Below are 26,193 nucleotides of genomic sequence, written 5' to 3' on the forward strand. Positions count from 1 at the left end.
CTGGGTCCTCAACGCTCTTCCACAATAAGCGCAGTGTTTCGGAACAATGCCGATACGTCAGGCGTACCGAGCAGAAACATCGCAGTAATAAATTCGCGTCGCAGTCGTTCAATAACCGCAACCACTGCCTCGGCCGACTCCATTGCCGGCTGTAGCAGCGGCGCTGCCATGCCGCAAAGCGAGGCGCCGAGTATAACAGACTTGGCCATATCAATCCCATCTCTGAGACCACCGCTGGCGATCAGCGTGGCACGGTCCAGAAACGGCTCAGCCTGCTTCAATGCCACCGGAGTAGGCAGCCCCCAATCCTGGAAACGTACGCCGATATCACTGTCGTCATGACGTCGATGGTGCTCAATGCGACTCCAGGAGGTGCCGCCCGTACCGGCCAGATCGAAGTGGGTCACGCCCTGCTCCAGCCCCAGCGCAATATCTGCCGCCGACAGACCGGCGCCCACCTCTTTCAACAGAACAGGCACATCCAGCTCACGGCGGATGGCACCGATCTTGTCGGCAACGCCGCGGAAGTCCGTATCACCCTCGGGCTGCACGGCTTCCTGCAACGGGTTGAGATGGAAGTAGAGCGCATCGGCCCCCAGCACCTCGACCGCACGGCGGCACTTGTCCAGATCAAAACCGTAATTGAGCTGCACGCCCCCCACGTTACCGATCAGTACCGTAGTGGGTGCATGCTCGCGCAAGGCAAAGCTCGCTTCCGCAGCCGGATGGGTGAACATGACACGCTGAGAACCCACCGCCATGGCAACGCCACATTGCTCGGCCGCTTTCGCCAGGTTGGTGTTGATCGTCCGCACCAGCTCATGATCACCGCCGGTCATGGAAGAGATCAGCAACGGGAAGCTGAGACGCTTGCCGAGAAACTCCACGCTGGGGTCCATATCATCCAGCGCCAGCTCCGGCAGCGCCCGGTTGGTGAGCAGAATACGATCAAACCAGCGGCCATCGCGGTCCGTTAGCGGGTCACGTTCGATGGCACGGATGTGCTCGATCTTGCGCTCGTTAGTCGGGTCGCTCATGAACGCTCCAGCTTGATATGCGCTTCCATCAACTCACCAGGGTTGGTCTGGGCCGCCAGCAGTGACAGTTCACCACAGAGAACGGTGGCCGCACAGATCGCCGCCAGGCGACGGGCGTTTTCACCCGGCTCCCGTTCTTCGCGGCAGCCCAGCTGCTTCAGGTTTTCTTCGACAAAGTCGATGCCCTTGCCGTTGCCCACCGACCCCATGATCAGGTTAGGCAGGGTGCAGGAAAAATACAGATCACCGTCACGGACTTCAGCATGAACCACACCCTGAGAACCTTCGATGATGTTGGCGGCATCCTGCCCTGTGGCCAGATAGAAGGCCAGCAGCATGTTGGCATAGTGCGCGTTGGCACTGCGCAGACCGCCCGCCATCAAGGTACCGATCAGGTTCTTCTTGATATTCAGGTCCACCACTTTTTCCGGGGTGGTTTTAAGACGGCGCTCACACACATCACGGGGAATCAGGATTTCACTGATTACGTACTTGCCGCGACCCAGAATACCGTTGACCGCAGTCGCCTTTTTGTCGGAGCAATAGTTGGCCGAAATCGAGCTGTAACTCAGCTGCGGGTATTCGGCCAGAATCCAGGGAATCAATTTGTCGGCGGCGTTGGTCACCATATTGTGGCCGGACGCATCACCGGTGGTGAACTCCAGGCGCAGGTAGATAAGGTTACCCACAATCTGGCTGTGCATATCCACCAGCTTGGCAAAGCGGCTGCTGGTGGCTACGACCTGATTGAGGTCATCCTGGCGTGCCTTGATCGATTGCAGCGCCTGATGGGCGGCCAGTGCATCCTCGGCTTCCAGCAGGATGGAGCGCGTCATGCGCTCATCCACCACGGTGGTTACGATGCCTTTTTCCGTCAGGTTGGACACCCGTGCGCCACGCCCCACCGACGGCCAGAGCGGCGTCTCATAGGTAGCCAGCGGCACACTCAGTTTTTCGTCCACCAGGTGACCACTGATCTTGATCGGACCAACCCAACGCATCGGGATGGGCGCTTGCAGTATTTTGTGTGATTTCATGCCTGGCGCGTCCTGTGAATAAAAAAGGGCTGCCCAGATGGCAACCCTTTAAAAGGCCTCAGATGGCGCAGGATTTTAAGCTACCCGCGCCGAAGGATGCAATTATTGACCGGAATCGGCCATTTCCATCTGGCTTTCTTCGGTGATCATCGGCTCGTCGATCTCCGGCAGCGGAATTTCCATCGCTTCCAGCAGCTCACCGGTACCGGTCAGGATACGCAGCTTGGCAATTTCCGTATCAACACGGGCATCCGCCAGCTGGTTTTTGGCCGAGAACACTTCGTTTTCGGTATCCAGCAAGTCAAGCAGAGAGCGCTGGCCGATATCGAACTGCTTCTGGTAGGAGTTACGCGTATCTTCACTGGAGATCACGTGGCGCTCCAGATACTCGGACTGACGCTTGAGCGTGTCGTACGCGTTCCAGGACAGCTCCACACTTTCACGGATCTGGCGCTGGGCATCACGCTGAATCGCCTGGGCTTCACCGATCTGGTACTCGGTCTGACGGATACGGGCCTGGTCACCACCACCGTTATAGATGTTGTAACGCAGACGCAGCATGGCCGTCAGGTCTTCGTCCTGACCTTCTACCCCGTCAATGTCCTCGTCCCAGCGACGTTCGACTTCCAGGTCCAGACGCGGTGACATACGGCTCTTGGCCGCATCCCGCTGTGCCATTGCCTCTTCCACATCAGCCTGTGCCAATACCGCCACCGGCTGCATGGCCAGACCTTTGCTGACCGCCTCTTCAACCGTTGCCGGCAACATCAGGCTACTGCTGTCAAAAGGCTCCAACGTCTCGGGCACCGGCTGACCGACTACACGCATATAGCTGGCCTTGGCATCTCTCAGGTTGTTCTCTGCCACCAGCATGTTCACTTCGGCCAGTGCCAAACGGCCCTCAGCCTGTTGAATGGAAGCCAGCGTGCCCATGCCCGACTCCGAGCGACGCTTGATCTGGTCGTAAATTTTAACGTGGTTATACAGGCTTTCCTTGGCCAACGTCAGCAACTGCTCACGACGCTGCACTTCCAGATAGGCACGACTGGCATTCAGCACATACTGCTGCGCCTGGTCTTTCAATGCACTGGCTCGGGAAGCCGATTGTGCCTGCTGGCGAGCCACTTCACTGCTGGTGGCAAAGCCATCAAAGATCATCTGATTCAGATTAAGACGGGCTTCACGTCGGTTCAGCTCAACGTCATCAACACCATTTTCCTTATCGGTCCACTCATAGCCATAGCCCAGAGTGGCATCTATGGTTGGGTAGTAACCGGCTTTAGCCTGACGGATACCCTGCACAGTTGCCGCATAGTTGTGCAAGGCTTCCTGTACCTGGGGGTTGTGTTCAATATTTTCGGCGACTACTTCCTGCAGCGAGGCAGCGCTTGCCCAGCCCGAAAACGCCATTCCTATGGCCAGTCCCAACACGGAATGCTTAACATTCATATCCCTGCTCCTGTTCGCTCTCATTGTGGCGGTTGCGCACCGCGTAGTTTCAAAATTAGTTCAACCCGGTCATGCACGCCCACTTTTTCCAGTATCGAACTAACATGAGCCTTGACCGTGCGTTCCGTAATATCGAGCTTGCGAGCAATCAATTTATTGCTCCTGCCCGCTCCCAGTTCAGCAAGCACCTCATGCTCTCGCTGACTCAACCCCCACTCAGTAATATCCGGCTGGGGCGTTGCTGGCCGTTGCAGCAATCGCTTGAGCAAGCGCTGCATCAACTCCGGCCAGATCCAAAGGTCGCCATGAGCCACCGTGCTCACAACGTCCGGCAACAAACTCACCTGTATAAAGGTATTGGCGTAACCATAGATGCCCTGCGCCAAAAGCGCCTCCCCCTCATCCAGTAGAGGATGGTCCACCAGCAGGATCAGGCGACTTGTTTTGGCACAGGCCAGCAGGGCCTTGCGCTGCTCACCCGACAGTGCACTCCAGTGCACCAGCACCAGATCGTCTTGCTGTGGCGGGGTCCCACAGGGCACAACCGCTATTTCGACATCCGCCTGTAACAGGGCATCTTGCCAACGCTGCTGCAGATCGCCCCGCTCAACTTGAATCAACAGTCTCATGTTATCGCTCCGTGAGAGCCCGCTCCTTGGCTCGGTTGATCGGCTTCAGCAGGTAGTGCATCACGGTCTTCTTGCCCGTGAGGATATCCGCGCTCACCGTCATCCCGGCCATCAGAGGCAGAGGTGCTTCCTGAGTCCCCAGGTAGGGACGCTCCGTTTCCAGGCGAACCAGGTAATAGGGCACCTTGGCTTCCTGATCCATAATTGTGCCCGGCGAAATAAACACCACTTTCGCATCCAGGCCGCCATAGATGGCAAAGTCGTACGCACTCACCTTCACCACTGCCGGCTGCTCCAGGCGGATATTGGCAATATCGGAAGGCTTGATACGTGCCTCCACCAGCAGCTTGTCACCCCGTGGCACGATGCTGAGCAGGGGGTCACCCGGCTTAACCACACCGCCGATGGTGTTGATCATCAACTGTTTTACTGTGCCCTTGATGGGTGCCCGCACCTCGGTACGGCTGATGCGGTCCTGCATACCTGTGAGTGCCTGCTCCATACGCACCTGCTCGGGTACAACTTCATTCAGCTCACTGCGGGCACGGTTACGGAACTGCAGCTCCATCTCTTCCATGCGCTGATTAATTTCGCTGATGGACGACTCGATACGCGGCACGCTCAGCTCAATCGAGGAGATCTCACCGCGCAGATCATTTACCTGGCGGCGCAGACGCAGGTGCTCTACTTCCGAGATCACACCCTCTTTTACCAGTGGTTCACTGATCCTCACTTCGCGTAGCAGCAGCCCCAGGCTGCGTCTCAACTGATCGCTCTTGCTCTTGGCCTCAACCAGCTCCTGTTCACGCTGTTCACGCTGCTGCTCCAACACCGACAGGTTAGTCTTTAACTCGCTTTGTCGGGCCTGAAACAGGCGCTTTTCCTGCTCGATCAGGCTGACATATTCTTTCGGGAAGCCCTCGGGTTCGGAAAACTCGGTATTACCGGCTTCCGCCATCAAGCGGGCCGAACGTGCCTTCAACTCCCAACGCCGCACCTGGTTTTCGATAAATGAGCTGGCAAACCGCTTGTCCTCAATGCGCATGAGGATATCCCCCTGCTCCACCAGCTCGCCTTCGCGTACCAGAATGTCAGCAATAATGCCCCCTTCCAGGTTCTGCACGACCTGCAGCTGATGGGAAGGAATAATCTCGCCTTCACCCCGTGCAATCTCATCCAGCTTGGCCCAGTTGGCCCAGGCAATGGCCAGCGCCAGGAACAGTGCACCGGCCCACAGCAACAGGCTGGCACCGCGCGGCGTTTGCTCCAGCATGGCCTCACTGATGCTGGAGGCGTAGCGAATATCTTCCGAGTGCTTCAGTTTCTGCTTTGCCATATAAACCTCAGCGCCTCACCTGCAAACGACCCTGTTTAAGCGCTTCCAGCACACTGTCCTTGGGACCGTCAGCCAGAATGCGCCCGGCATCAACCACAATCAGTCGATCCGCCAGATCCAGCAGTGACATCTTGTGCGTCACCATCAGCAGCGTCTTGTCGCCCATGAAGCTTTTCAGCTGACGCCGCAATGCATCTTCAGAGGCGTTATCCATGGAGTTGCTGGGCTCATCGAGCACCATGATCGAGGGGTCATGCAACAGCGCGCGCGCCAGGGCCACCGACTGTCGCTGGCCCCCGGATAGCGCACTGCCGCGCTCGCCGACCGGCATATCGAAGCCCAGGGGATGTTTATTCACAAAAGACTCGACACCGGCCAGGCGCGCCGCCTGGAGTATCTGTTCATCACTGGCCTGGGGCAGGCCGATAGTGATGTTGTCACGGACCGTACCGGCAAACAGCATCACGTCCTGAGGCACGTAGCCCACACTGCGACGCAAGTCAGAGGGCGCAATTTGCTGCATGTCGATGCCGTCAATTTCGATGGCGCCATCAGATGGCTGGTACAGCCCCAACAACAGTTTTTGAATACTGCTTTTACCGGAACCTATACGCCCTATCAGCGCGACCTTTTCACCTGCTTCCAATCGGAAGGAAAGCTTATGCAAAGCCCCGTATTCCGTACCCGGATAGGTGAAATCCACCTCCTTGAACTCGATGGCACCTTTCAATTCGGGACGGTGGATATAGCGGCGCTCGCCATCGAACTCGTCCGGCAACGCCATGATCTCATCCAGCGTTTTCAGCGCCTTCAAGGACTGCTCATAGTTGGCAATCAGGCTGGCCACCTGTGCCAACGGCGCAATGGCACGGCCACTGAGAATCACGCAGGCAATCAATCCACCCATGGAGAGGGTCTGATCCATGATCATGTAAACGCCGAAAATCACCAGTAACACCGAGGCCAGCTGCTGCACAAAGGTAGCCACATTGACCACGGACGAGGACAGCATGCGGGAGCGCAGCCCCCAGCGGGCGATATACCCCACCGATTCCTCCCAGCGCTCCTGCATGGGGCTGGCGGCACGCTGGGTTTTAAGGGTTTCCATCGCGGTCAGCGACTCGACCAGAGTACCGTTTTTCTGGGCGGTGGAACTGAAGGTGCGCTCGATGGAGCGGCGCAGTGAGGGCCGGACCATCAATGCATAGATCAGAATAATGGGGATAGCCGCTGCCGGGACCACCACCAAAGGCCCGCCGATCCAGCTGATCACCAGCAGGAACAGCACCATGAACGGGATATCGATCAGCACGGTGTTGGTGGTAGAGCTGAGGAAATTACGGATGCTGTCGAATTCACGCAAGTTGCTGGCGAAGGCACCGACCGAATTGGGCATTGAGTCATAGCGTGTGCCCATCACCTTTTCGAACAGCCGCGATGACAGCAGCACATCGGATTTCTTACCGGCCACTTCGATGAAATAGGCCCGCAATAACTTCAAACCGAAATCGAACAGGTAGACCACCAATACCCCGGCAGCCAGCACCCAGAGGGTTTCTTCAGCATGGTTAGGCACAACCCGGTCATATACGTTCATCACGAACAGGGGGTTGGCGAGCACGAACAGGTTGATCAGGAGGGAGGCAAGGATAACGTCACGGTAGATGCGGGCCGAGCGCCAGATGGTGCTCCAGAACCAGTGTCCGTCACGGTCATCATATTCGCGCCGTGAACGGTCACCCATTTTATATTCAGGCCGAACAAAAATGACATGCCCTGTATAGGCCTGTTTGAGCTTTTCCAGCGACATGCGCACCAGGCCGTCGCTCTCAGGCTCGATAATTTCGGCTTCCTTGGCCTCAAGATCCAGCGATTGCAGGATACAGGCACGTTCATCTTCCAGCAGCAGGACCACTGGCAGCAGCAGTTCGGAAATATGATCGAGACGTCGCTCAGCCAGCTTGGCAGCAAAACCACCACGCGCAGCCGCATTCAAGAAGAGCTTGGGCGTAAGTCGACCGTCCACCAATGGCAGACCGTCCGTTAAAACCTGTGCGGACACCGGGCGTTTATTATGTTTTGTCAGCCATACCAGACAGCTGAGCAGCGGGTCCTGTTCAACATCCATGCCGTAAATCCAAATAAAAAACACACTCTAACAAGTGTTTGAATTCAATCAAAGTTCTTTTACGGTTACTTTAGAGGCTTCTCTGACTACACTTCTCTACAACCAGCTTAGACCAGGTTTTTTCCCATGCTATATGCACTTAAAGATAATGACGGCAATATCACCGCATTAACCGACCGTAACATCCCCGGCGCCACCCCCGTTTCTGCTGCCGACCCGGACGTACTCGGCTTTCTCTCTCTGGATGCATCAACCGTCAGCAGTGCAACGGATTACCTGGAAGACTCGGATCTATCCACCATCCGTATTCTGGAAGACCTGATCGACACCCTGACCGAACGCCAGGTGATTCGCTTTACCGACCTGCCGCCAGAAGCCCAGCGCAAACTCTTGAGCCGGAAGGTTGCCCGTACCCTGGCCGGTGGTGACGAAGAGATGGAGAGTGAAAGGAACGAAGTCAGCGACGAGTTGTTTCTGCGTGAGGAAGATCAGTTGTTCTGATGCAGCGGCTGCTGGGACAACTGTTCGGACAGGCGGTCGGCCAAGCCCTGATGACGCTGTTGCTGGCGAGGAGACAAGGCGGCATATTGAATGCCATAGAGGGTGTCATCACAGCGGCGCAGGGACTCTGCCGGGTCGTCAGACTGCCCGCGGCGCATAAGCTCCAGGTCTGCCTGAACCAGATTCAGGCCTATACTGGCATTTTCCGGCTGCCCACGATGTGCTTCAACAAAAGCGTTGCGCGCCTTGAGCACTTCGCCCTTGCGAAAGTACATCATCCCGGACAGGTTATTTCGCGCCCAGTCGATACTCACCATTTTACGCGTCAGCTCCTGACGCAAGGCACTCACAGATCCGGCCATGGCCGAACGTTCCAGACCATCGGTAAGCTGATCCACCCAAAGCGCCTGTTCATCCAGCGGCAGTGATTCAAACAACGCCATTGTATCCCTGGCAGCCTGCTCGGCCCGCTGGTTTTGCCCAACACGCCTGAGAATGTCATGTTGCAGCAGACGTGAGCGGAATAGCGCCACTGGGTCTTGTCGGAAGTCATTCACCGCCTGCTCCAGCGTCAGCAGTGCGTCACGCTCACTATCCTGGGCAAAACTGCCCTGCTGCCCTTCCATGTATTCACAGAGGCTGCGTGCCAGTGCAAAGTAGTAATCGGGATGCTGATATGCGGAATAGCGGCCATAACGCACCGCTGCGCGGAAGGCATCAACCGCTATGCGCCAGTCCTGCAGACGTGCTGCCACATTGCCCAGCTCTGCCTGCAACACGGCTACCGAAGGCTGCAGCATGACCGATTTGCGCAACAGTGACATGGACTGCCCCCACTCGCCCTGAAGCCGATACAGGCGGGCCAGCCAGTTGAAGGCATCCAGGCTCAGCTGGTTGTGATTAATCACCGAATTAAGACTTTGCTGGGCAAGGTCGAACTGACCCTGGCGATAGGCTGCCACACCCAACCCCACCCGCATCCAGTGCTGGTCTCGCATTTCCAGCATCTGGTTAAACAGCTCGGCAGCAGCCTGATAGTGCTCCAGTCGCAGCAGCATGATGCCCTTGAGACGCAGCAGGAAAACCTTCAGGGCCGGATAGAACTCCAGATTGCGGTCACAGAGCGCCAGCGCTTCCACCCACTTCTGCTGATCCATCAGCTCATAAAGAGGTTGCAGGGTATGCTTCAGACGCAGCAGTTTTTCAAGACTCAGTCGAATACGCGCGGAGTCATAGGGTTTGCTGATACAGAGATCGGGGGAGTACTCAAGCGAACCAAACAGAAATTCTGAAGTTTCCGGCGACGATACCAGCACATAACTGGTGGTGAAGCGGTGAATACCCTCGGCCTGGGACTCATGCAGCACCTGCAGACCGTTCTTCTCCCCCTTGCCCAGATCATAGATCATGAAGCACAGGTCTACGGGCTGTTCACGCAAGATGGACAGCGCCATATTGACCGAGGACGCAACCATTACGTCCTTGACCCCTAAGCCGGACAGAATCTCACGCAGCCGCTGGAGGTCATCCAGATGACTGTCGAGAATCAGGGCCGACTTGCCTGAGAAAAGAGTATCCATAGGCCTACACTAACCGGTTGATACCGGAACATAGCACGAGCATTCCTGAAGAGGCAAAAGCCACGCCGCAACAGCAGCTTAGCTTATACAGGCACGAAAAAGGCCACGCCGGCATTGCCGACATGGCCTTTATCACGTACTGATCGACTAGGGATCAGTCTTCAAGCAGGTTACGACCCTTGCTGGCAGCGATACGCATGCGCAGGGCGTTCAGCTTGATAAAGCCTTCAGCATCTTTCTGATCGTAAGAGCCGGCATCGTCTTCAAAGGTTGCAATGCTTTCGTCAAACAGGCTGTCTTCGGAACGACGACCTACAGCAGTCACAGCACCCTTGTACAGCTTGACGCGTACTTCGCCGTTTACGTTACGCTGGCTGAAGTCGATCATCTGTTGGAGCATCTTGCGCTCTTCAGACCACCAGAAGCCGTTGTAGATAACCTTGGCGTAACGCGGCATCAGTTCGTCTTTCAGGTGAGCGGCTTCACGGTCCAGAGTCAGGGACTCAATGGCACGGTGCGCCTTGAGCATGATAGTGCCCCCCGGAGTCTCGTAGCAGCCACGGGACTTCATGCCGACGAAACGGTTTTCGACGATATCCAGACGACCAACGCCGTTGGCACCACCCACCTTGTTCAGGTATTCCAGCACAGTTGCCGGCGTCATTTCCTTGCCGTCGATGGCAACGATGTCGCCCTTGCGGTAGGTCAGATCCAGGTAGGTCGGCTCGTCCGGAGCCTGCTCCGGGCTGACGCTCCAGCGCCACATGTCTTCTTCGGCTTCCGCCCAGGGATCTTCCAGAATGCCGCCTTCGTAGGAGATGTGCAGCAGGTTGGCATCCATGGAGTACGGAGACTTCTTCTTGCTGGAGCTGAAATCAACCGGGATATCACGCTCTTCGCAGTACGCCATCAGGGTTTCACGGGACGTCAGATCCCATTCACGCCAGGGAGCGATCACTTTGACGCCCGGCTTCAGCGCGTAGGCACCCAGTTCGAAACGTACCTGGTCGTTACCCTTGCCGGTCGCACCGTGGGAGATGGCATCGGCACCGGTTTCGTTGGCGATTTCAATCAGACGCTTGGCAATGAGCGGACGCGCGATAGACGTGCCGAGCAGGTACTCACCTTCATAGATGGTGTTGGCACGGAACATCGGGAAAACGAAGTCACGCACAAACTCTTCGCGCAGGTCTTCAATGTAGATTTCCTTAACGCCCAGGGCTTCAGCCTTGGCACGCGCAGGTTCAACTTCTTCACCCTGACCCAGGTCGGCTGTGAAGGTCACCACTTCGCAGTTGTAGGTGTCCTGCAACCAGCGCACGATTACAGAAGTATCCAGACCGCCTGAATACGCCAGAACGACCTTTTTAATATCGGACATGTTGCTGCTCCAGAAACAAAGCGCCGGATGACAGAACGCACACCCGGCCAGGAAAATTCACTCGGCACAATTGCGGCATACTATAACAGAAAGCATTGCCGCACTGAACTTTGCTACTCACGCTCCAGGCGGATGGCCACGCGACGGTTGCGCGCCCTGTTTTCCGCGCTGGTATTGGGCACCACCGGATAACGCTCACCGTGATAACGGGTCGTAATCATATCTTCGGGAATCCCCTGACTGACCAGATAACGGGTAACCTCTTCGGCACGCTTCTTGGAAAGGTCACGGTTGAGCAGACGGCGGCCGTAGTTATCGGAGTGGCCATCCACATAAATCGACTTCACGCTGTCATCGGTTTTCACATAGAGCGCAATCAGACCCAGACGCTCACGGGTAGCATCTGACAGGCGCCAGGCCGCAGATGGAAAGAGTACAGCAGTGCGTGCCACCTGACGGTAATTCACCGGCAACAGGGTCGTCAGACAGCCCAGGTAATCATCGTAGGCGGACTGAAAATTGGCTGCCGAAATGCCGACTTCCACCGGCTCATTGGTATCAAACCATTCATCACTGGCAAAGGTCGGCGTCATCCCCTTGTGCAGCGCCACCAGCATGGCGTTGGCCAGCTCACTGCCGAGACTGAAGCCCCCGCTTTCCGCACTGATTTCAACACGCCCCAGATTGACCGGTGCGACACCGGGCTGCCAGGGCGAGGCGCGCGCGATCAGGCGGGCTTCACCATCAAGCTGATATTTTTGCGTGGGCCGCAACTCAAAACGCAGCCGCTCCCCCGCCTCGTGCTCAAATACGGCACGGCCAAACGCAGGCACCGCCTGACTGAGGCGGCAGAAAAAGCGGGAGGTTTCCATTTCCCACACCGACTCGTCGATGGAGGCACGAAAGACCACGGCCTGGGCCGACACCGGCAGCAGCATCAACAGCATCAGCAGTGCGGAACAGCGCAAAATCAAGGATCGTGTCTCCCGGTGGGCTTGGTGGTACAGAAACTATCGGCCAAAGGCAGCAGTCCTTTAAACTGCCGTTTTGACCCCCGTAGTCAGGCTGTTAGAATGCCTGCGGTCATTTACAACTTGCAAGTAAGGATTTTTGTGGCTCATCATCATGGCTCTCCCAACCCCATGGCTGACCGCTTTCGCGGCTTTCTGCCCGTAGTCGTCGACGTCGAAACAGCCGGTTTCAATCCGCGCACCGACGCCCTGCTCGAAATCGCTGCGGTTACGCTCACCATGGACGAGAATGGCTACCTGATGATCGATCAGAGCTACGATGCCAACGTAAAACCCTTCCCCGGCGCTAACCTTGAGCCCTCGGCACTGGCCTTCACCGGCATCGACCCCGATGACCCAGCGCGCAATGCGGTCAGCGAGAAAGAGGCGCTGGAGACGATTTTCAAGCCAATCCGGAAATCGATCAAGTCTCACGGCTGCAAACGTGCTGTTCTGGTTGGCCACAACGCCAACTTTGACCACAGTTTTGTTTCCAGCGCGGCGGAACGTTGCGACAGCAAGCGCAACCCTTTCCACCCGTTTTCGACCTTCGACACCGTTTCCTTGGCAGGCCTCGCCTATGGGCAGACCGTACTGGCCAAGGCCTGTGATATTGCCGGTATCGACTTTGACAATGAACAGGCGCACTCAGCCCTGTACGACACCATGAAAACGGCCGAACTTTTTTGCGCCATCGTCAACCGCTGGAAGGACATGGGCGGCTGGGACATGGTGCTGGATACCCGCGAATAAACAGCGCTGGCAAGCCACAAAAAAACGCGCTCATTGAGCGCGTTTTTTTATTCCGTAACGATGCTGGCCTCAGGCGCTTTCATCGTCCTTGGCCGCAGCCTCAATCATTTCCTTCAGCTCGCCACTGGCGGCCATGTCGCAAATGATATCGCAGCCACCGACCAGTTCGCCGTTGATCCACAGCTGTGGGAAGGTCGGCCAGTTGGCATACTTGGGCAGCTCGGCACGGATATCCGGGTTTTCCAGAATGTTGACGAAGGCAAAACGCTCGCCACAGGACATCACGGCTTCAACCGCACGGGAAGAGAAGCCACACTGCGGGAAACGGGGCGTGCCTTTCATATACAGCAGGATCGCGTTGTTCTCGATCTGCTCCTTGATGTTTTCAACTACACTCATGGATACACCTTTTAGTTCAAATCTTGGGTCCGAGCCAGCGGACATTCTAACATATACCCCAGCATTTCACTCAACTTAACTGAATTCTGCGGCTTCTCTCCTTATATTGTTGGGGCCAAGGCTTGATTTTTCAATCAAAGTGTCGCCTGCCTGATCCAGGTTAAGGTCTATTCAATTGCCAAACGCCCTTGCGCCCCATAGAATGTTTCTTTTATCGGCAGCCAAGGCTGCCTTTTTGCGTTGTAGGGAGATGCCCCATGGCAACCCAGCCATTGATGAACGTTTTCAACCGGCTCTCAGTCGCCTTTGAACGTGGTGAAGGTTCCTGGCTGTACGATACCGACGGCAACCGCTATCTGGATGCACTCTGTGGCATCGCCGTTACCGGACTGGGCCACGCCCATCCAGCGGTTACCCGCGCCATCAGCGAGCAGGCCGGCAAACTGGTACATTGTTCCAACCTGTACACCATTCCGCTGCAGGAAGAACTGGCCGAGCGCCTGACCCGTATTTCCGGCATGGAGAATGTGTTTTTTGCCAACTCCGGTGCCGAAGCCAATGAAGCTGCCATCAAGCTGGCCCGTCGCCATGGCCATGCCCGCGGCATCGATACCCCGACCATCATTGTCATGGAGCAGTCCTTCCACGGACGCACCCTGGCAACCCTGAGCGCAACCGGTAACCGCGCCGTTCAGCAGGGCTTTGAGCCCCTGGTCGGTGGTTTTGTCCGCGTCCCCTTCGACGACGCCGAAGCCGTGAAGCAGGTCGCCAGCAACAACCCCAACGTGGTCGCTGTTCTGGTAGAACCGATCCAGGGTGAAGGTGGCGTTCACATTCCGGCCGATGATTACCTGGCCCAGCTGCGCGCCATCTGTGATGAGCACCAGCTGCTGCTGATGCTGGACGAAGTACAGACCGGCAACGGCCGTACCGGCCAGTTCTTTGCCTACCAGCACACCGATATCCTGCCCGACGTGGTGACCACCGCCAAAGGCCTGGGCAACGGTTTCCCGATCGGTGCCTGCCTGGCACGTGGTGCGGCAGCCGAAGTGTTCATGCCCGGCGCTCACGGCACCACCTTTGGCGGCAACCCGCTGGCCTGTGCCGTGGGCATCGCGGTCGTCGATACCATTGTGCAGGACGGCCTCTGTGCCCGCGCCGAAGCACTGGGCAAGCGTATTTGCGATGGTTTCCGCGCCGAGATCGGCGATGCCCCCTTCGTTCGCGAGATCCGCAACAAGGGCCTGATGATCGGCATCGAACTGACCGAAGCAGGCACCGAGCTGGCCGTATTGGCCAAGGTCAAGGGTGTACTGCTCAATATTACCGGCGGCGGACACGTTATCCGCATGTTGCCGCCTCTGGTCATGACCGATCATGAAGCCGACCTTCTGGTCAGCACCGTATCCCAACTGGTTCGTGTCTACGCAGGTGAAGAACTCGACACCGCACCGAATCCTTAAACCTGAACCCTGAACGGGAGCCGGCGGTCCGAACGATCGCCGACCATACCAATTTATGAGTACAAGACATTTCTTAACCCTGATGGACATGACGCCCGACGAACTGCAACAGATCGTCCAGCGCGCCATCATTCTCAAGCAGATGCGTAATGCCGGCGAGACTTACGAGCCGCTGAAAAACAAGGTCATGTCCATGATCTTCGAAAAGGCATCTACCCGTACCCGTGTCTCTTTCGAAGCCGGCATGGCACAGTTCGGTGGCCACGCCATGTTCCTGTCACCGCGCGACACTCAGCTGGGCCGTGGCGAACCGGTCGAAGACAGCGCCCGCGTCATCTCCAGCATGGTCGACGTGGTCATGATCCGTACCTTCAGCCACGAGCTGGTCGAGAGCTTTGCACGCTATTCCAAGGTACCGGTCATCAACGCACTGACCGATGACTTCCACCCCTGCCAGCTGCTGGCTGACATGCAGACCTTTATCGAGCACCGCGGCTCCATCAAGGGCAAGACAGTTGCCTGGGTCGGTGACGGCAACAACATGTGCAACTCCTACATCAACGCGGCGCGCCAGTTCGACTTCCAGCTGAACGTTGCCTGCCCTGAAGGATTCGCACCCAACGAAGACCTGGTCAATCGCAACAGCGACCGGGTGAGTATCTTTGAAAGCCCCGAAGAGGCTGTCAAAGGCGCTCACCTGGTGGTGACCGATGTCTGGGCCTCCATGGGCCAGGAAGATGAGCAGAAGGAACGTATTCGCGAGTTCCGCGGCTACCAGGTCAGCCCCGAGCTGATGGATCATGCGGCAGAAGACGCCATCTTCATGCACTGCCTGCCCGCCCACCGCGGTGAAGAAGTCAGCGAAGACATGCTGGAAGACCCACGCTCCGTGGTATTCGACGAAGCCGAGAACCGCCTGCACGCACAAAAAGCGCTGCTGGAATTCCTGCTGGTCAAATCCTGAGTGTGCTCCGGGCAGGCTGCAGCCTGCCCGGCCAAGCTCGCACGACACCTCACATCGATACTATACTGGGCAACACGTTCGGGATCGGGACCCTGGCATGATAGAGATTCGTCACCTGAAAACGCTTGCCGCCCTGCGCGACGCCGGTAGCCTGGTGGAAGCCGCCGAGCGCATCCACCTTACGCAGTCTGCGCTGTCTCACCAGATCAAGGATCTGGAAGAACGCCTGAACTGCTCACTGTTCATCCGCAAAACGCGTCCCATCTGCTTCACCAGTGCCGGGCAAAGACTGCTTGCACTGGCCGACGACCTGCTGCCCATGGTACGCAGTGCAGAACGGGATATTTCCCGTCTGGCCGGTGGTGAAGCCGGTCGCCTGAATATCTGTATCGAATGCCACAGCTGCTTCGACTGGCTGATGCCGACCATCGATCACTTCCGCCAGCACTGGCCCGAGGTAGAACTGGACCTGTCCACAGGCTTCAGTTTCCAGCCCTTGCCTGCACTAAGCCGTGGTGACCTGGATCTGGTGATTACCTCGGACCCGGAACCGCGCACCGGCATCCATTACGTGCCGCTGTTCAGCTACGAATCTGTATTGGTGATGGGACGTCAGCACCGCCTGCACAGTCAACGTTTCGTCAGTCCAGAAGACCTGGCCGAGGAAACCCTGATCATGTATCCGGTGGAGCAGGATCGGCTGGATGTATTTACCCGCTTCCTCGACCCGGCCGGTGTCGAGCCTCAGGAGGTTCGCACCTCCGAGCTGACCGTGATGATCATGCAGCTGGTTGCCAGTGGCCGTGGTGTAGCGGCACTGCCCAACTGGGCCGCCTATGAGTACCTGCAGCGTAACTACATCGCTTCGCGCCCGCTGGGCGAAAAGGGGCTCTGGTGTACCCTCTATGCCGCCATGCGTGAAGACCAGAAGGAGGCCGACTTCATGGTCGACTTCCTCAACACCGCACGCGAAGTCACCTTCAAGAACCTCAACGGTATCCGTAGCGCCTGAGTCTGGGCGCTGCGCTCGCCGCGTGATACCTCATCAGTAGCGCAGACGTGTGCGTACGACCTGCCCCTCGGGCATGCGGCTTTCCAGCAGCTCCACCAGTTCATCCAGGGCTTCATAGCCTTCCAGACGCAGCTGCTCGCCGTTATCTGTTGTCAGCGTCAGCGCCAGCACTCGCCCCAGACCCACCTGAACACGGGCACTGAGAATTTCGGCCACCGCCATGCGCACCGGCCCTTCCGGCTGCTGCAGCGAAAGCACTTCCTGTTCCGGATCCCAGCTCACATCAGGGTAGGCCCGCTTGCCAACGCGCAGTTGCATAACAAGCTTGGCGGCATAGGCCGAACAGGCCAGAACACCCAACACCGGCACCAGCAGATCGGCAATCTCCAGCGGCCCGCCCAGTGACTGCGCCAGGTAGTACAGGCTGAATGCGACAAGCCCCAGCATGGCCAGCAGCCAGGTGAATTGACGTGCCTGTTGGCGGCGCATATAGGAAGGCGACACATGGAAAACCTGTGCTGTCATTCTGTCTCCGTGCAAATATGGAAGGTCGAGCCGGCATTATAACGGCTCGCTTTTCAGCCTGCCGAGCTCAATCAACCCTCAAGGCTGCGATAATTGACAGGAATGGCGTATTTCCTGACCTCAGGCCGGCTTGCAGGCTGCCGAAACCCGCTGTTTTGCGTTACCATCGGGGGTTCCTAACCGAAAACCAAGCAGTGAGTAGCAAAGATGGAAAACTGGACTCCCGACAGCTGGCGCAGCAAGCCGATCAAACAGCACCCCACCTACCCGGATCAGGATGCCCTGTATCAGGTAGAGCAGGTGCTCGGTGAGTATCCGCCGCTGGTCTTTGCCGGTGAAATCCGCTCACTCACTGACGAACTGGCCCAAGTGGCTGAAGGCAAGGCCTTCCTGCTGCAGGGTGGTGACTGCGCCGAGAGCTTTGCCGAGTTCAACGCCAACAAGATTCGCGACACCTTCAAGGTGATGCTGCAGATGGCGGTGGTGATGACCTTTGCCGGCAGCTGCCCGGTGGTGAAGATCGGCCGCATGGCTGGCCAGTTCGCCAAGCCACGCTCCTCCGATACCGAAACCATCGACGGCATCGAGCTGCCCAGCTACCGCGGCGACATCATCAACGACATCGACTTTACCGCCGGTGCACGTACACCCGACCCACAGCGTCTGCTGTCGGCCTACCACCAGTCGTCCGCTACGCTGAACCTGCTGCGCGCCTTCGCAACCGGCGGCTTTGCCGACCTGCACAAGGTGCACCAGTGGACCCAGGGATTCGTGCAGCAGAGCCCCCAGGGTGAGAAATACCAGCACCTGGCCGCTCAGATCGACCAGACCCTGGCGTTCATTGAAGCCTGCGGCATCAGCTCGGAAAACACCCCGCAGCTGAAGGAAACCAGCCTCTACACCTCACACGAAGCACTGCTGCTGGGTTACGAACAGGCGCTAACCCGTCAGGACAGCCTGACCGGCGACTGGTACGACTGCTCTGCCCACATGCTGTGGATTGGCGACCGTACCCGCCAGCCGGATCACGCCCACGTGGAGTTCCTGCGCGGTGTGCGTAACCCGGTCGGCATCAAGGTTGGCCCCAGCACTCAGGTGGATGACCTGCTGCGCCTGCTCGATATCCTGAACCCGGCCCAGATCCCGGGCCGTATCACGCTGATCGCCCGTATGGGTGCCGACAAGATCACCGAACTACTGCCGCCGCTGGTCCGCGCGGTTAAAGCCAGTGGCCACCATGTGGTCTGGAGCTCCGACCCCATGCACGGTAATACCATCAAGGCATCCAGCGGCTACAAGACCCGCAGCGTCGATGCCATTCTGGCGGAAATGAAGGGCTTCTTCGAAGTGCATAACGCCGAAGGTACCCACGCTGGCGGCGTGCACTTCGAAATGACCGGTAACGATGTCACCGAGTGTATCGGCGGCGCTTACCGCATCACAGAAGAAGGCCTGGCCGATCGCTACCACACCCAGTGCGACCCGCGTCTCAATGCAGACCAGTCACTGGAACTGGCCTTCCTGATCGCCGATACCCTGAAAGCTGCACGCAAGGAGTCCTGATGTCACGCGCTCACGAAGTCAGCCAGATCCTGGTCGAGATTCGTACCGAAATGCAGGCCATTGATCGCTGGGCGGCACAACCGCCCAGTGACGAGGCTCTGGCCAGCACCCAGCCCTTCTGTGTCGATACCCTCGATTTCAGTGAATGGGTTCAGTGGCTGCTAATTCCTCGCCTGGAACAGATGATTGCGCGTGAACTGCCACTGCCGCAGAACAGCCAGATTCATCCCATGGCAGAAGAAGTGTTCAAGCAGTATGAAGAAGACACTGACCGCCTGTTGGGGCTGTTGGAACAGCTGGATGGTCTGCTAAGCACCCGTCACTGAACCTGGAGCCGCCGCGATGAGCTACGAACGACACCATTCGCTGCTGTTCCGGCTTGGGTTCGGCGGCGTCAGCCCACAGGAAAATGCCCGCGCCAAGCGCTGGAGTAAACGCCTGGAATGGCCAATGTTGTTGCTGGCCATGTGGATTCTGGTGGACTGGTATCTCCGTGCTGATGGTTTGGGCACCGCCATCTCTCACCAAGTAACTGATTGGCTGATCTGGCTCGGCTTTGTCACCGAGCTGAGCCTGATGCTCTATGCAGTCGATGACCGCAGGCGCTATCTCAAACACAACTGGATGAGCCTAGTCATTATTATTGCCGGCCTGCCGGCACTCTGGGGTGTACAGAGTTTCTATGCCGGCGCCATCCGCTCCCTGCGTCTGCTGGTGATGCTGGGCATCCTGTTCAAGGTCTCCCGTGACCTGCGCTCCATTCTGGCACGCCACAACCTGGGCACGACCCTGCTGGTTTGCCTGCTGTTCCTGTTCATTTCCGGCTTTCTGATTGCAGCGCTGGACCCCGCCTTCAACGGACCGCTGGACGGTATCTGGTGGGCCTGGGTCACCATGACCACGGTGGGTTACGGTGACATTGTTCCCAGCACCAACGAAGGCCGCTTGTTCGGCTCCCTGCTGATCCTGATCGGGATCTGCATGTTCTCGCTGCTGACGGCCAGCTTCTCGGTCTTCTTTATCGAAAAGGACGAAGGCCAGATTGCCGAGCGGGAACGCCAGAACCTGAACCGTATTACCCGCCTTGAAAACCGCCTGGATAACATCGAACACCAGCTGGAATACATGCTGGTCCTGCTGGAAAAAGCCCAGGACAAAGCTTCAAGCGAGGCCACAAAAAAGGGCCACCCTGAACAGGCAGCCCTTGATAAAAAGGACGATCCGTCCGCGTAAGCGGGGCGACTTAAGCCGTCCCCTCTTCCCGCTTCTTGACCGCCGTAAAGATATGCTCGGCCAGACCCACACCGGTTTCGGCCATGGTCTGGTAGGTATGATCCGCACCGGCTTTGGTGATCGCATCGGCGTGATCAGCAAACATGCTGTGAGCCACAATCACGCCCTCAAAACCGGCCTGACGCAGCTGACGCGCTGCCGTCACCTTGGCTTCCACATCACTGGCCGCCAGAATCACATGCTTGAGCTTGGGCGCCTTGAGGTTTTTCCACAGCTGCACATCCTCGGCATCAGCGAACACCACATTGCGGCCCGCCTTGGCATGCGCATCCACCTTGGCCGGGTCAGAATCCACCGCCACCATGGGAATGTTACGCGGCACCAGATGATCATAGGCTGCGGTACCGGTTCGACCCATGCCAATCACCAGAATCTCCGCCTCACCCAGCGACAGCGGCTGCTCATCCGGGTGGAAGCCTTCACGCTCAAAACGCGCCAGGTAGGTACCCAGACGGTCATACAGCGGGTGTGCTGCACGGTATAGCGGTGCTGATACCAGGAAGGATACGGAGACGGCAATCGCCAGCGGCACCAGCCACTCCGGTAGTACGATACTGGCCACAATCAGGCCGAACTCACTGTAATTGGTCAGGCTCAGTCCGGACAGGAAAGCACTGCGCGCACGCAGCTTGAACAGCAACAGCAGGAAGAAGAACAGGATGCCCTTGAGCGGCAACACCAGCCCCATCACAATGGCAAACACCAGCGCGTCCGCATCCGGCAAACCGCCCATGCCGATCTGCAGGAAGAAGCCCACCAGGAAGACTTCCTTGATACTCCAGAGCGAGGATGAAAGCTCACCGGCACGGCGATGGTTGGCCAGCAAAGCACCGAATGCCAGCGCTCCCAACTCGGAGCTCAGGCCGACCAGCTCAAAGCCCTTGCCGCCAATCACCAGCGCCAGCAACAGGCCGAGCAGGACCAGCAGTTCCTCGTGGCCACTGATATCCAGCAGCTTGTAAAACAGCGGTCGCAGCAGCGGAATGCCGAACACCAGCAGCGCCCAGACAGAAGGAGTCTTGCCACTGGCCAGCGCCATTACCAGCAGCGCCAAAAGGTCCTGAACGATCAGAATACCGATGGCTACACGGCCGTGAAAGGCACGCAGCTCACGCTTGGATTCCAGCACCTTGGCCGCCAGCACCGTACTGGAGAATGACAGGGCGATACCCAGCATCAGCGCCGTCATCCACTCCAGACCCATAATCCAGTGGATCGCCGGTGTGAACAGGAGAATGGAGATACCAAAGTGCATCACCCCGCCGCCGATCACCTCCGGCTTGACCAGGTTGCGCACTTTCAACTTGAGACCCACGGTGAACAAAAGCAGCAATACACCCAGGTGAGCAATATGGCTCAGTGCTTCAGTGCCTTCTACCTCAATACCCGCCATATCGCCGGCCGCCACTATGGCGAACCCTGCCGCAAGGTAGCCGATCAGCGGTGGTAACCCCACCAGCTTGACGCCCATCCCCAGGCCGAAGGCAAACGTGATCCAGACCGCTTCTATCAACGCATTACTCCCTTATCCACAGGCTTTTTTCGGGCGCATTAAACCATTTAACACCCGAACTGTCAGTGCGCGGCATCAGAACTTTAGACCTACTCGCGTCACCTGACCATTCTCAACCGATTTCACCACCAGGTTGATCGCCCCAAGGCTCACCCTGTCGCCTTCAACCGGCGGCGCCTTTAAACAGGACTGAATATAGTAATCCAGGCTCTGCTGCTTGATCGCATCATCAATCTGCACACCAAAGTTCTGTGCCAGAGCATCCAGCTCGACGCTGCCGTTAAGTTCGAACGCACCGAAGAAGGTGCTTTCTTTCAGTGCCGGTATCGATGTCACCGAGCTGAACAGTTTGGCCAGCTTAACCTCGGTGTCTTCGGCACCAATTACTGCCAGCTTGTCCCCGGTTTGCAGTGCCAGGTCAGCCTCATATGGCATCAACATATCCTTGCGCAGCACCGCCGTCACTACCACATCCGCCGGCAACCGCACTCCTTTCAGCGTGCGTGGTGGTGTCCAGTGCTCACCGTCCAATTCAAATATCATCAGACGGTGGTTATGCTCGGTGGACCAGTCCAGGCTGGTTCGCTGAAGGGCACCCGGTTCCGCCGGCAGCTCCAGTTTCAGCCAGCGCGCCGCACGGGCAAGCGTCGTGCCCTGCAACATTAACGACAGCACCACCACGATAAAGGCGATGGTGGGGAAGATGGCGGCGTTTTCCACATCCGCCATCAACGGGAACAGCGCCAGCACGATCGGCACCGCACCACGCAGCCCCACCCAGGCGATGAACAGCAGCTCAGGCCAGCGAAACTTGAAGGGCCAAAGACAGAGAAACACCGCCAGCGGGCGCGCCACCAGAATCAGAATAGCCCCCAGTGCCAGCCCTTCAGGCAACAGCGTCAGCTGCTCGTGGGGCGAAAGCAACAGGCCCAGCATCAGGAACAGACTGAGCTGCGCCAGCCAGGCCAGGCCGTCATGTATCTGCAGAATATCGTCCATCTTGCGCAGACCATGGTTACCGACCCAGATGCCCATGAGATAGATCGCCAGGAAGCCACTGCCATCCAGCAGCGTAACAGCCGCAAATACACTCAGGCCGGTTGCCGTTACCAGCAGCGGATAGAAGGCCGGCTGAAGCTGCAGGCTGTTGAGCAGCCGCGACAGCAACCAGCCACCACCCAAGCCGCCAAACCCACCCAGTGCCAGCTGCGTGATCAACAGACCCACGGCTTCCGGCAGGCCGGGCGGTGTTTCGCGAGTGATCAATTCCAGCAGGATAATGGTCAGAAAGATCGCCATCGGGTCGTTACTGCCCGACTCGATCTCCAGGGTAGCGCTGACACGCTGGTTAAGGCGCAGGCCGTGGTTCTGCAACAGGGCAAAGACTGCCGCCGCATCGGTCGAGGAGATGATGGTACCGATCAACAGTGCGTGCAGCAGGGGCAGGCCCAGAATCCAGTAGGCTGCCAGCCCCGCCAGCGAGGCGGTTACCAGTACGCCCACCGTGGCCAGCGTCAAGGCTGGCTTGAGGCCAACCCTGAAGGTTTCAATGCGGGTGCGCATACCGCCATCGAGCAGAATCACCGCCAGCGCCAGATTCCCCACCAGAAAGGTACTGGAGACATCCGCCGACATCAGCATGCCCCATTCGGATTGTCCCGCAACCAGCCCCACCACCAGAAACAGCAACAGCACCGGCATGCCCAGGCGGTTCGACAATGGGCTTAAAACAATGCTGATCAACAACATGGCGCTGGCAAAGAGCAACGTCAGTATCATTCGGTTTCAATCCTTTTCGCTGGGGCTGCCCCTCTAATTTACCACAGCCTCCCCCCCGGAAGTCCCATGCCGTCCGGGTACAAAACTGGTAAAATTGCGCTTCCCGTTAACCCGCTGTGATTCGGAACCCTATGTCTGCTGAAACTGCTATGCCTCAATCCCTGACTGAACTGCTGCGCTCGACCGGCGCCGCACTGCGCGTCTTCGATATGGGACGCCGTATCAGCAAGCTTTCCCTGGAGCAGTTCCAGCGCATTGAAGACTCCAAACTCCCCTACCCCACGCCTTTCCAGCATCTGGCCTGGGTGGCGGTATTGATCTGGAACCCCAAGCAAAAGCAGGAAAACGCGGTCTGGTTCCTGCGCCTGCCGCTGGACGAGCAGGGTCTGGTGGCACCTGCTGCCCGGGATGATCTGCTCAAGCGCCTGATCCAGAATGTGGTCAACAGCAAAAACGGTCAGCTGGATGAAGATGCACTCAAGGACAACCCCTACTCGTTCACACCCGAGCAGGGCCGCATGGCAGCCTTCCATGCCCTGGCCTCCAAGGAGATGAAAACCGCCGCCTCATCACATTACGAGCGCGCCCATGCCTGGTTCCATGATCAGTTGCCAGAGGATGAATGGCCAACTCTGGCGTATCAGGGCCTTGCGGATATCAGCATGCGTCTTGACCAGGATGGCAACGCCGCAGCACTGGCCCGCAAGTTGCCCAGCATGCCGGCCCCGGTACTGGAGAACCTGTGCCCACTGCTGGAAAATGTTCAGCTCGCCCCCGCCGTACAAAAAGAGCTGCTGGCTTTGCTGCAGGCCGCACTGAAGGGTGATGACAGCAACCGCGTCGCCGCACTGGCCCGTGCGCTGTCGAATATTGCCGATGAACTGGCCAAACAGGCCTGGGTCACAGAGGTACTGCAAAGCCCTCATGCAGCCAAGGCTGAAGTGATTACGGTAATTGCCACTCGCTGTGAGTCAGCGCTGCTGGAACCTAAGGTACTCCATCTGTTCCTGGAACAGTTGGCGCAGGGTGAGGCAGGACAGGCCGGTTTCAGCCGCATTCTGGCCGAGCTGATGTTTATGCCGGTTCACCGTGCCTTGTTGCTGCAGGCATTCCGTCAGCCTGAGCGCAGCCCGGCGCTGGAACAGGCTATTGGCGAGATGTTTGGCCAGAGCTTCAGTACCCCGGCCCCACAACACTGATCAGTCCCTGGCGCGATCCCGCGTGGTTGCCGGCAACTGGATGCCCAGGCCACGCTGATCCGCTTTTTCCTGAGCCTGACGATACAGCCGAGCACGCGTGCGGGTGCCTTCCGGCAGGGTCAGGTAGTACAGCAGACTGGCGCCCTCCTCAGGTGCCAGCGCATGTTCCTCGGTAAACGCCTGAATGAAGTCCGCTACCGTATTGGCCTGTTTGTTTTCCAGTGCTGGCGGCACCGGTTGATCCAGGTCCTCACCTTCACGCACACGGCGACAGATCACATCATAGTGATAGCGGAATGACGGCAATGCCCGGCTTTCCTCTTCGGTACGCAGCAGAAACCAGCCGGTTTCGCGGCCGGCATGGTAGACCGCCGGATGGCTCCAGTGATGACGCACCGGATGGTCGGCATGCATGCAGGCTTCCATGTAGGCATCACGCAGGCCGGGCAGGCCGAAGTCGCCATTTATATCGCGCAGAATACTGAGAAACTCGGCGATGCTGGGCATCCAGGCCGTGCTTTCCTTGCAGCGATTCACCGCCGCTACAAGCTCGGACTCGGTATAACCGGCCAGACTCAGCGCCCATTCGCGCTTGGCGATGCGAAGCTCATCTTCGGTTTCAAAGCAGCTTTTGAATTTGTGCCCGTAGATCGCCATAAAGCGGGCGAAAATCATGTTGACCAGGGTTTTGGTCTGCGGGCTGATGCTTTGCGCCGGGCGTGATTGCTCACGCCCGGCACCAGAATCACCAGTCGGTGTCCTTGATGTCCATGATGGCTGCGGTAATCCGTTTGCGTTTTTCCCGAGAATCTCGGCGGGTGTTTTCATTACTGCCCCCTGTCATGGGTGCGCGATCCTGCTCGTAGCGTTGTTCGCGCGCATCCCGCGTCTGTTTCTTGACCCATTCCCGTTTGACCCAGGCGAGGAACTTTTGATCCCAGTTACTCTCCTTGCGGTCCTTGTCCAGCCAATAGAGGACAAACTCATCCAGGCAGGCTTCGGCAAAACCCACCGGGATGGAATGGCGCGGCAACATGGCGTGGAACATATCCGAAGGACGCCAGCCAAGCTGCATCGGGTGCAGCTGCTGATTGCGCTCTTCCGCCTGTTCAAAGATCGCCTGCAACTCATCCTTGTGACGGCGCCAGCCAATGCTGCCACCAAAGGTGGGAGCCGGTCCCTTGCGGTCGATCATATTGCCACGCGGCGGCGGTGGCGGAGGTGGTGGCGTGTCATACACAGGCAAACGGTTGACCGGCGCGGTTTGCGCTTCGGCTGCCTGGGGAGCGCCGGGTGCGTGAGCATCATCGGCCGGGGTCGGTTCCGGTTTGGCCTCCGGTGCCGGCTCAGGCAGCAGGCGCAGGCTTATACTGCCGCCCTGATTCATGCTCATCTGCAGGCAGCCCTGACGCGCCAGACTATCGCTGGCGGTACGCAGGCGCTCTTCACTCCAGAAACCGGCCAGTTGCAGCCAGCGGGCTTTCGGCAGAATACACTCCACGCTGCCATCCTCTGCCTGCATGCCGGCATGCCGGGCATAGTCACGGTAGATAAACAGCAACAGCGCTTCGTCACTGCCCAGTTTATGCGCCAGCGAGGGATAGAACAGCAGGGGTGTTTCCGGTAGCCAGTCGCTCATGCA

Annotated in this window: 24 protein-coding genes; 9 read left to right on the top strand and 15 right to left on the bottom strand. The window is 58.0% G+C overall.

Features of this window, described 5'->3' with window-relative positions:
- Positions 1–8: 8 nt before the first annotated feature.
- The 6 genes from fni to O3C79_RS17040 form a co-directional block, all read right to left on the bottom strand.
- Positions 9–1,037, bottom strand: coding sequence for a type 2 isopentenyl-diphosphate Delta-isomerase (gene fni, locus O3C79_RS17015; protein ID WP_494384067.1), 1,029 nt, complete (start codon positions 1,035–1,037; stop codon positions 9–11).
- Positions 1,034–2,074, bottom strand: a complete 1,041-nt coding sequence (locus O3C79_RS17020; RefSeq protein ID WP_076461001.1) for a hydroxymethylglutaryl-coenzyme A reductase family protein — start codon at positions 2,072–2,074, stop codon at positions 1,034–1,036. The genes fni and O3C79_RS17020 overlap by 4 nt, the downstream gene beginning before the upstream one ends.
- A 102-nt stretch (positions 2,075–2,176) precedes the next feature.
- Complete coding sequence (locus O3C79_RS17025; RefSeq protein WP_494384068.1) at positions 2,177–3,523, bottom strand: TolC family outer membrane protein; 1,347 nt, start codon at positions 3,521–3,523, stop codon at positions 2,177–2,179.
- A 20-nt stretch (positions 3,524–3,543) separates the two neighbouring features.
- The gene (locus tag O3C79_RS17030; RefSeq protein WP_494384069.1) at positions 3,544–4,152 is read right to left on the bottom strand and encodes a response regulator transcription factor; all 609 of its coding nucleotides are present in this window, start codon (positions 4,150–4,152) and stop codon (positions 3,544–3,546) included.
- Between the two features lies 1 nt (position 4,153).
- Positions 4,154–5,488 (bottom strand): HlyD family type I secretion periplasmic adaptor subunit, encoded by a 1,335-nt coding sequence (locus O3C79_RS17035; protein WP_494384070.1) that lies wholly within the window; start codon positions 5,486–5,488, stop codon positions 4,154–4,156.
- Positions 5,489–5,495: 7 nt separating this feature from the next.
- Positions 5,496–7,616, bottom strand: coding sequence for a type I secretion system permease/ATPase (locus O3C79_RS17040; protein ID WP_494384071.1), 2,121 nt, complete (start codon positions 7,614–7,616; stop codon positions 5,496–5,498).
- A 126-nt stretch (positions 7,617–7,742) separates the two neighbouring features.
- Here O3C79_RS17040 and O3C79_RS17045 point away from each other — a divergent pair, with 126 nt between their 5' ends.
- Positions 7,743–8,117 carry a hypothetical protein gene (locus O3C79_RS17045; RefSeq protein ID WP_494384072.1) on the top strand — a complete coding sequence of 125 codons (375 nt, stop codon included), beginning with the start codon at positions 7,743–7,745 and terminating at the stop codon, positions 8,115–8,117.
- On the opposite strand, the gene O3C79_RS17050 is transcribed toward O3C79_RS17045, so the two are convergent.
- The 3 genes from O3C79_RS17050 to O3C79_RS17060 all read right to left on the bottom strand — a co-directional run bounded on the left by O3C79_RS17050 (position 8,105) and on the right by O3C79_RS17060 (position 12,052).
- Positions 8,105–9,697, bottom strand: coding sequence for a tetratricopeptide repeat protein (locus tag O3C79_RS17050; protein WP_494384073.1), 1,593 nt, complete (start codon positions 9,695–9,697; stop codon positions 8,105–8,107). The genes O3C79_RS17045 and O3C79_RS17050 overlap by 13 nt on opposite strands.
- A 154-nt stretch (positions 9,698–9,851) precedes the next feature.
- Positions 9,852–11,078 (bottom strand): argininosuccinate synthase, encoded by a 1,227-nt coding sequence (locus O3C79_RS17055; protein WP_010325119.1) that lies wholly within the window; start codon positions 11,076–11,078, stop codon positions 9,852–9,854.
- A gap of 113 nt (positions 11,079–11,191) precedes the next feature.
- Complete coding sequence (locus O3C79_RS17060; protein ID WP_010325118.1) at positions 11,192–12,052, bottom strand: flagellar protein MotY; 861 nt, start codon at positions 12,050–12,052, stop codon at positions 11,192–11,194.
- 168 nt (positions 12,053–12,220) lie between these two features.
- Between O3C79_RS17060 and rnt the strand changes: the two genes are divergently transcribed.
- On the top strand, positions 12,221–12,841 hold the full coding sequence (rnt, locus tag O3C79_RS17065; RefSeq protein ID WP_029511311.1) for a ribonuclease T: 621 nt from the start codon (positions 12,221–12,223) through the stop codon (positions 12,839–12,841).
- Between the two features lie 69 nt (positions 12,842–12,910).
- Here the strand turns inward: rnt and grxD are convergent, their stop codons facing one another.
- Positions 12,911–13,240, bottom strand: coding sequence for a Grx4 family monothiol glutaredoxin (gene grxD / locus O3C79_RS17070; protein ID WP_010325116.1), 330 nt, complete (start codon positions 13,238–13,240; stop codon positions 12,911–12,913).
- A 257-nt stretch (positions 13,241–13,497) separates the two neighbouring features.
- Here grxD and O3C79_RS17075 point away from each other — a divergent pair, with 257 nt between their 5' ends.
- The 3 genes from O3C79_RS17075 (at position 13,498) to O3C79_RS17085 (ending at position 16,679) form a co-directional block, all read left to right on the top strand.
- Positions 13,498–14,703 carry an aspartate aminotransferase family protein gene (locus tag O3C79_RS17075; protein WP_494384074.1) on the top strand — a complete coding sequence of 402 codons (1,206 nt, stop codon included), beginning with the start codon at positions 13,498–13,500 and terminating at the stop codon, positions 14,701–14,703.
- A gap of 55 nt (positions 14,704–14,758) precedes the next feature.
- Complete coding sequence (gene argF / locus O3C79_RS17080) at positions 14,759–15,667, top strand: ornithine carbamoyltransferase (RefSeq protein WP_076461015.1); 909 nt, start codon at positions 14,759–14,761, stop codon at positions 15,665–15,667.
- 97 nt (positions 15,668–15,764) lie between these two features.
- Positions 15,765–16,679, top strand: coding sequence for a LysR family transcriptional regulator (locus tag O3C79_RS17085; protein WP_010325113.1), 915 nt, complete (start codon positions 15,765–15,767; stop codon positions 16,677–16,679).
- Positions 16,680–16,712: 33 nt separating this feature from the next.
- Here O3C79_RS17085 and O3C79_RS17090 read toward each other — a convergent pair whose 3' ends face one another.
- The gene (locus tag O3C79_RS17090) at positions 16,713–17,204 is read right to left on the bottom strand and encodes a hypothetical protein (protein WP_494384075.1); all 492 of its coding nucleotides are present in this window, start codon (positions 17,202–17,204) and stop codon (positions 16,713–16,715) included.
- 207 nt (positions 17,205–17,411) lie between these two features.
- On the opposite strand from O3C79_RS17090, the gene O3C79_RS17095 reads away from it, so the two are divergent.
- Genes O3C79_RS17095 through O3C79_RS17105 form a run of 3 tightly spaced genes read left to right on the top strand, consistent with a single transcriptional unit; the run spans position 17,412 to position 20,000 of the window.
- A complete protein-coding gene (locus tag O3C79_RS17095; RefSeq protein ID WP_010325111.1) occupies positions 17,412–18,767 on the top strand; it encodes a class II 3-deoxy-7-phosphoheptulonate synthase in 1,356 nt (451 codons plus the stop codon).
- Positions 18,767–19,093: a YqcC family protein gene (locus O3C79_RS17100; RefSeq protein WP_010325110.1), complete on the top strand. Its 327-nt coding sequence runs from the start codon at positions 18,767–18,769 to the stop codon at positions 19,091–19,093. Before O3C79_RS17095 ends, O3C79_RS17100 begins: the two co-directional genes overlap by 1 nt.
- A gap of 16 nt (positions 19,094–19,109) precedes the next feature.
- Entirely contained in the window at positions 19,110–20,000 is an 891-nt protein-coding gene (locus O3C79_RS17105; protein WP_494384076.1) for a potassium channel family protein, read from the top strand.
- Positions 20,001–20,010: 10 nt separating this feature from the next.
- On the opposite strand, the gene O3C79_RS17110 is transcribed toward O3C79_RS17105, so the two are convergent.
- Complete coding sequence (locus O3C79_RS17110) at positions 20,011–21,573, bottom strand: cation:proton antiporter domain-containing protein (protein ID WP_494384077.1); 1,563 nt, start codon at positions 21,571–21,573, stop codon at positions 20,011–20,013.
- A 75-nt stretch (positions 21,574–21,648) separates the two neighbouring features.
- On the bottom strand, positions 21,649–23,352 hold the full coding sequence (locus tag O3C79_RS17115) for a potassium/proton antiporter (protein ID WP_494384078.1): 1,704 nt from the start codon (positions 23,350–23,352) through the stop codon (positions 21,649–21,651).
- A 131-nt stretch (positions 23,353–23,483) separates the two neighbouring features.
- Between O3C79_RS17115 and O3C79_RS17120 the strand changes: the two genes are divergently transcribed.
- Positions 23,484–24,551: a DUF3549 family protein gene (locus tag O3C79_RS17120; RefSeq protein WP_494384079.1), complete on the top strand. Its 1,068-nt coding sequence runs from the start codon at positions 23,484–23,486 to the stop codon at positions 24,549–24,551.
- Here the strand turns inward: O3C79_RS17120 and O3C79_RS17125 are convergent, their stop codons facing one another.
- Together O3C79_RS17125 and O3C79_RS17130 are read right to left on the bottom strand one after the other, a co-directional pair.
- Positions 24,552–25,379: a replication protein P gene (locus O3C79_RS17125; protein ID WP_494384080.1), complete on the bottom strand. Its 828-nt coding sequence runs from the start codon at positions 25,377–25,379 to the stop codon at positions 24,552–24,554.
- Positions 25,297–26,190, bottom strand: coding sequence for a DnaT-like ssDNA-binding domain-containing protein (locus O3C79_RS17130; RefSeq protein ID WP_494384081.1), 894 nt, complete (start codon positions 26,188–26,190; stop codon positions 25,297–25,299). The genes O3C79_RS17125 and O3C79_RS17130 overlap by 83 nt, the downstream gene beginning before the upstream one ends.
- Positions 26,191–26,193 lie beyond the last annotated feature (3 nt).

The sequence above is a fragment of the Marinobacterium sp. NO-S09 genome (genome assembly GCF_059179545.1).

What these genes read in the sequence shown, in the direction of transcription:
- fni (WP_494384067.1), bottom strand. Translation starts at nt 1,037, where the DNA reads ATGAGCGACCCGACTAACGAGCGCAAGATCGAGCACATCCGTGCCATC.
- O3C79_RS17020 (WP_076461001.1), bottom strand. Translation starts at nt 2,074, where the DNA reads ATGAAATCACACAAAATACTGCAAGCGCCCATCCCGATGCGTTGGGTT.
- O3C79_RS17025 (WP_494384068.1), bottom strand. Translation starts at nt 3,523, where the DNA reads ATGAATGTTAAGCATTCCGTGTTGGGACTGGCCATAGGAATGGCGTTT.
- O3C79_RS17030 (WP_494384069.1), bottom strand. Translation starts at nt 4,152, where the DNA reads ATGAGACTGTTGATTCAAGTTGAGCGGGGCGATCTGCAGCAGCGTTGG.
- O3C79_RS17035 (WP_494384070.1), bottom strand. Translation starts at nt 5,488, where the DNA reads ATGGCAAAGCAGAAACTGAAGCACTCGGAAGATATTCGCTACGCCTCC.
- O3C79_RS17040 (WP_494384071.1), bottom strand. Translation starts at nt 7,616, where the DNA reads ATGGATGTTGAACAGGACCCGCTGCTCAGCTGTCTGGTATGGCTGACA.
- O3C79_RS17045 (WP_494384072.1), top strand. Translation starts at nt 7,743, where the DNA reads ATGCTATATGCACTTAAAGATAATGACGGCAATATCACCGCATTAACC.
- O3C79_RS17050 (WP_494384073.1), bottom strand. Translation starts at nt 9,697, where the DNA reads ATGGATACTCTTTTCTCAGGCAAGTCGGCCCTGATTCTCGACAGTCAT.
- O3C79_RS17055 (WP_010325119.1), bottom strand. Translation starts at nt 11,078, where the DNA reads ATGTCCGATATTAAAAAGGTCGTTCTGGCGTATTCAGGCGGTCTGGAT.
- rnt (WP_029511311.1), top strand. Translation starts at nt 12,221, where the DNA reads ATGGCTGACCGCTTTCGCGGCTTTCTGCCCGTAGTCGTCGACGTCGAA.
- grxD (WP_010325116.1), bottom strand. Translation starts at nt 13,240, where the DNA reads ATGAGTGTAGTTGAAAACATCAAGGAGCAGATCGAGAACAACGCGATC.
- O3C79_RS17075 (WP_494384074.1), top strand. Translation starts at nt 13,498, where the DNA reads ATGGCAACCCAGCCATTGATGAACGTTTTCAACCGGCTCTCAGTCGCC.
- argF (WP_076461015.1), top strand. Translation starts at nt 14,759, where the DNA reads ATGAGTACAAGACATTTCTTAACCCTGATGGACATGACGCCCGACGAA.
- O3C79_RS17085 (WP_010325113.1), top strand. Translation starts at nt 15,765, where the DNA reads ATGATAGAGATTCGTCACCTGAAAACGCTTGCCGCCCTGCGCGACGCC.
- O3C79_RS17090 (WP_494384075.1), bottom strand. Translation starts at nt 17,204, where the DNA reads ATGACAGCACAGGTTTTCCATGTGTCGCCTTCCTATATGCGCCGCCAA.
- O3C79_RS17095 (WP_010325111.1), top strand. Translation starts at nt 17,412, where the DNA reads ATGGAAAACTGGACTCCCGACAGCTGGCGCAGCAAGCCGATCAAACAG.
- O3C79_RS17100 (WP_010325110.1), top strand. Translation starts at nt 18,767, where the DNA reads ATGTCACGCGCTCACGAAGTCAGCCAGATCCTGGTCGAGATTCGTACC.
- O3C79_RS17105 (WP_494384076.1), top strand. Translation starts at nt 19,110, where the DNA reads ATGAGCTACGAACGACACCATTCGCTGCTGTTCCGGCTTGGGTTCGGC.
- O3C79_RS17115 (WP_494384078.1), bottom strand. Translation starts at nt 23,352, where the DNA reads ATGATACTGACGTTGCTCTTTGCCAGCGCCATGTTGTTGATCAGCATT.
- O3C79_RS17120 (WP_494384079.1), top strand. Translation starts at nt 23,484, where the DNA reads ATGTCTGCTGAAACTGCTATGCCTCAATCCCTGACTGAACTGCTGCGC.
- O3C79_RS17125 (WP_494384080.1), bottom strand. Translation starts at nt 25,379, where the DNA reads ATGAAAACACCCGCCGAGATTCTCGGGAAAAACGCAAACGGATTACCG.
- O3C79_RS17130 (WP_494384081.1), bottom strand. Translation starts at nt 26,190, where the DNA reads ATGAGCGACTGGCTACCGGAAACACCCCTGCTGTTCTATCCCTCGCTG.